Origin of the sequence: Streptomyces sp. rh34 (assembly GCF_002551245.1) — a bacterium.
Classification (GTDB): domain Bacteria; phylum Actinomycetota; class Actinomycetes; order Streptomycetales; family Streptomycetaceae; genus Streptomyces.
Genome location: NZ_NTGZ01000416.1, coordinates 1 through 3,890 on the forward strand (window position 1 = coordinate 1; position 3,890 = coordinate 3,890).

A 3,890-nucleotide genomic window follows, 5' to 3' on the forward strand; every position below is an offset into this window, starting at 1 on the left:
TCAGAGATGTGTATAAGAGACAGTCACATGGCTCCCCGCCAGGCGCGCGGCCTCGGCCGCGTCGCCCGGCTCCCCGGGGCCGAGCCCGGTCTGCGCGGGCTTGAGCACCGCGACCCGGCGGCCCCGCGCGGTGGCCGCCACGGCGGCGGTCACCACCGTCTTGCCGATCTCCGTGCCCGTACCGGACACCACCAGGATCGTCGACATATCGGCTCAGCCCTCCCGTGCCGCGGCGCACACGGCCCGGCAGATCCGCGCCACGTCCTCGTCCCCTGTGACGTACGGCGGCATCGTGTAGACGAGATCGCGGAACGGCCGCAGCCAGACGCCCTCGCGCACGGCCGCACGGGTCGCCGCCGCCATGTCCACCTCGTGGTCGAGCTGGACGACCCCGATCGCGCCCAGGACGCGTACGTCCACCACTCCGGAGAGGTCCGCGGCGGGCGCGAGCCCGGAGCGCAGGCCCGCGCCGATCCGCGCCACCTCACCCTCCCAGTCCTGCCCGAGCAGCAGGTCCACGGAGGCCGAGGCCACTGACGCGGCCAGCGGATTGCCCATGAACGTCGGTCCGTGCGCCAGCACCGGAACCTCGCCGCTGGAGATGCCCTCGGCCACCCGGGTGGTGCACAGCGTCGCCGCCATCGTGAGATAACCACCGGTCAGGGCCTTGCCGACGCACATGACATCCGGCGAGATCCCGGCGTGCCCGGCGGCGAAGAGCTTGCCCGTACGCCCGAAACCGGTCGCGATCTCGTCGAGGACCAGCAGGACGTCGTGCTCGTCGCAGGCCTCGCGCAGCACCCGCAGATAGGCGGGGGAGTGGAACCGCATCCCGCCGGCCCCCTGCACCACCGGCTCCACGATGACCGCGGCGAGCTCGTCGGCGTGCGCGGCGATCAGCTCCCGCAGACGCGTCACATAGGCGGGGTCCGGCTCCGCGTCGAAGCCGTCCGGCGGGGCGTCGGCGAAGACCTGGCGGGGCAGGGACCCCGACCACAGCCCGTGCATCCCGCCCTCCGGGTCGCACACCGACATCGGCTGCCAGGTGTCCCCGTGATAGCCACCGCGCCAGGTCAGCAGCCGCCGCTTGGCCGGACGCCCGGCCGAACGCCAGTACTGGAGGCACATCTTGACCGCGACCTCCACGGAGACGGACCCCGAGTCGGCGAGGAAGACGTGCTGGAGCGGCCCGGGGGTGATCTCCACCAGCCGGGTCGCCAGCCGGACCGCGGGCTCATGGGTGAGCCCGCCGAACATCACATGGCTCATCCGGTCCAGCTGGCCGCGCGCGGCCTCGTTGAGGACCGGGTGGTTGTAGCCGTGCACCGCCGACCACCAGGAGGACATGCCGTCCACCAGCTCGCGCTGCCCCTCGACGGGTTCGGCGAGCCGGAGCCGCACGCCGGAGGCCGACTCCACGACCAGCGGCTCCTGGCGGCCCGGCATCGGACCGTACGGGTGCCAGACGTGCGCGCGGTCCAGCGCCCGCAGTTCGTCGGGGGCGTACGGCTTCGGAGCGGCGGGCCCGGAGTGCTCGGTGGCCTCGGCGGTAGGTGCTTCAGGCATTGGGCGCGAGGTCCGTTCCCGCGCCGCGACGGCGGACCGCCACCAGATCGGTGCGCGCCGCTCCGTTGGCGTCCGTGCGCGAGGCCGTCACGCTCTCCCCGGCGCCCGCCACGCCCTCCGGCTTCTGCTCCCCGTGGCCACCGCACGGCCCGCAGCCCCCGCCGCCTCCGTGGGAACCGCAGCCGGCCGCTCCGTCGGTGTCGTGGGATCCGCAGCCGGGCCCCGCCGTGGCGTCGCGTGCACCGCAGCCGCCGCTCAGGGCGTCGGCCCGGTGGTGCGGCAGCGTCGTCGTGCCCGCGCCCTCCACCTCGAAACCGGCGTCCGCGATCATGTCCAGGTCGGTCTGGCCGGCCTGGCCCTCGCTCGTCAGGTAGTCGCCCAGGAAGATGGAGTTGACCAGGTGGAGCGCCAGCGGCTGCATCGAGCGCAGGTGCACCTCACGGCCCCCCGCGAGCCGCACCTCGACGTCGGGGCAGACGAAGCGGACCATCGCCAGAATGCGCAGGCAGCGCTGCGGGGTGAGGTTCCACTCCTTGGCGAGCGGTGTTCCCTCGAACGGGATCAGGAAGTTCACCGGCACCGAGTCCGGGTCCAGGTCCCGCAGCGCGAACACGACGTCGACCAGGTCCTTGTCGCTCTCGCCCATCCCGGCGATCAGCCCCGAACACGCCGAGAGCCCGGCGGCCTGGGCCTGCTGCACGGTTTCCACCCGGTCCGCGTACGTGTGCGTGGTGGTGATCGCCCCGTACGTCTCCTCGGACGTGTTGAGGTTGTGGTTGTACGCGTCGGCGCCCGCCGAACGCAGCCGGTCGGCCTGTCCGTCGGAGAGAAGACCGAGGCAGGCACAGACCTCGATGCCCTCGTTCTCCTCCTTGATCGCCTCGATGGTCTTCGAGACCCGGTCGACGTCCCGGTCCGTCGGGCCGCGCCCGCTCGCGACCAGGCAGACCCGCTTGGCGCCGCCCGCCACTCCGGCGGCGGCGGCCCTGGACGCCTCGTCCGGCTTCAACCAGGTGTACTTGAGGATCCCGGCCTTCGAGCCGAGCCGCTGCGAGCAGTAGGAGCAGTCCTCGGGGCAGAGCCCCGACTTCAGGTTGACCAGATAGTTGAGCTTGACGCGCCGCCCGAACCACTGACGGCGCACCTTCCCGGCGGCCGCCACCACGTCGAGCAGCTCGTCGTCGGAGGTCGCCAGTACGGCGAGCGCTTCTTCGCGGGTCGGCAGTTCGCGCCGCAGCCCCTTGTCCACCAGCGTGTTCAGCAGGTCCATGGAAGATGATCCTGGCTTACGGCACCGCCTCCAGCCAAGGAGGAACCAGACAGGAGACCCGGGCGAGGGTGTGTGTATTGCCACATCCTGACCTGCTGCGCACCCGGCTAGGGTCTGTTGGCTGCCTACAAAGGGACTGTCCGCACCGGACCGTCCGCGCGGAGCCGCCCGCCGAGGGCCCCGCCTACCCAAGGGACCGCCCCATGTCCTTCGCCCCGTTCGACTGGATCGACGCCGAGGCCCGCGGCCGGGCCGCCGCCGGACTCGTACGCACCCTGCGTCCGCGCGGCGCCGAGCCGGAGCTGCTGGATCTCGCGAGCAACGACTATCTGGGCCTCACCCGGCACCCGGAGGTCACGGCCGCCGCGGCCGCCGCCGCGCGGCGGTGGGGCGCCGGAGCGACCGGGTCGCGCCTGGTCACCGGCTCCACCGCCCTGCACGCCGAACTCGAACGGGAGCTCGCCGCGTTCTGCGGTTTCGAGGCGGCCCTCGTGCTCTCCTCCGGGTACGCGGCCAATCTCGCCGCGCTGACCGCGCTGACCGGGCACGGCTCCCTCATCGTCTCCGACGCGGGCAACCACGCCTCGATCGTGGACGGTTGCCGGCTCTCCCGCGCCGAGACCGCCGTCGTCGCCCATGCCGACCCGGACGCGTTCGGGAAGGCGCTGCGGGCGCACGACGGGCGGGTCCTGGCGGTCACCGACTCGGTCTTCTCCGTCGACGGCGACGCCGCCCCGCTTCCCGAACTGGCCGAGGTCTGCCGCTCCGCGAACGCCGCCCTGCTGGTCGACGACGCCCACGGCCTCGGAGTGCTGGGCGACGGCGGTCGCGGCGCGCTCGCCGCGGCCCGGCTGGCGGGCGGCGACGGGACCGTGGCCACGCTCACCCTGTCCAAGTCCCTCGGCAGCCAGGGCGGGGCGGTCCTGGGCCCCGCCCGGGTCATCGACCACCTGGTCAACACGGCCCGTACGTTCATCTTCGACACCGGACTCGCCCCGGCGGCGGCGGGCGGCGCGCTCGGCGCCCTCGGGGTGCTGCGCCGGGAGCCGGAACG

The 3,890-nt window shown here is 73.3% G+C and carries 3 protein-coding genes and 1 pseudogene; 1 reads left to right on the plus strand and 3 read right to left on the minus strand.

Annotated elements, in window-relative coordinates; all coding sequences use genetic code 11:
* Positions 1–21 precede the first annotated feature (21 nt).
* The 3 genes and pseudogenes from CR470_RS36410 to bioB all read right to left on the minus strand — a co-directional run.
* Positions 22–207, minus strand: a pseudogene (locus tag CR470_RS36410) (AAA family ATPase); the annotation flags it as partial.
* Positions 208–213: 6 nt separating this feature from the next.
* Positions 214–1,566, minus strand: a complete 1,353-nt coding sequence (locus tag CR470_RS36415) for an adenosylmethionine--8-amino-7-oxononanoate transaminase (RefSeq protein WP_179892501.1) — start codon at positions 1,564–1,566, stop codon at positions 214–216.
* The gene (gene bioB, locus CR470_RS36420) at positions 1,559–2,836 is read right to left on the minus strand and encodes a biotin synthase BioB (protein ID WP_097871913.1); all 1,278 of its coding nucleotides are present in this window, start codon (positions 2,834–2,836) and stop codon (positions 1,559–1,561) included. The genes CR470_RS36415 and bioB overlap by 8 nt, the downstream gene beginning before the upstream one ends.
* A gap of 203 nt (positions 2,837–3,039) precedes the next feature.
* Here bioB and CR470_RS36425 point away from each other — a divergent pair.
* Positions 3,040–3,890, plus strand: an 851-nt coding sequence (locus CR470_RS36425) for an aminotransferase class I/II-fold pyridoxal phosphate-dependent enzyme (RefSeq protein ID WP_097871915.1), incomplete at its 3' end; no start/stop codon positions are given.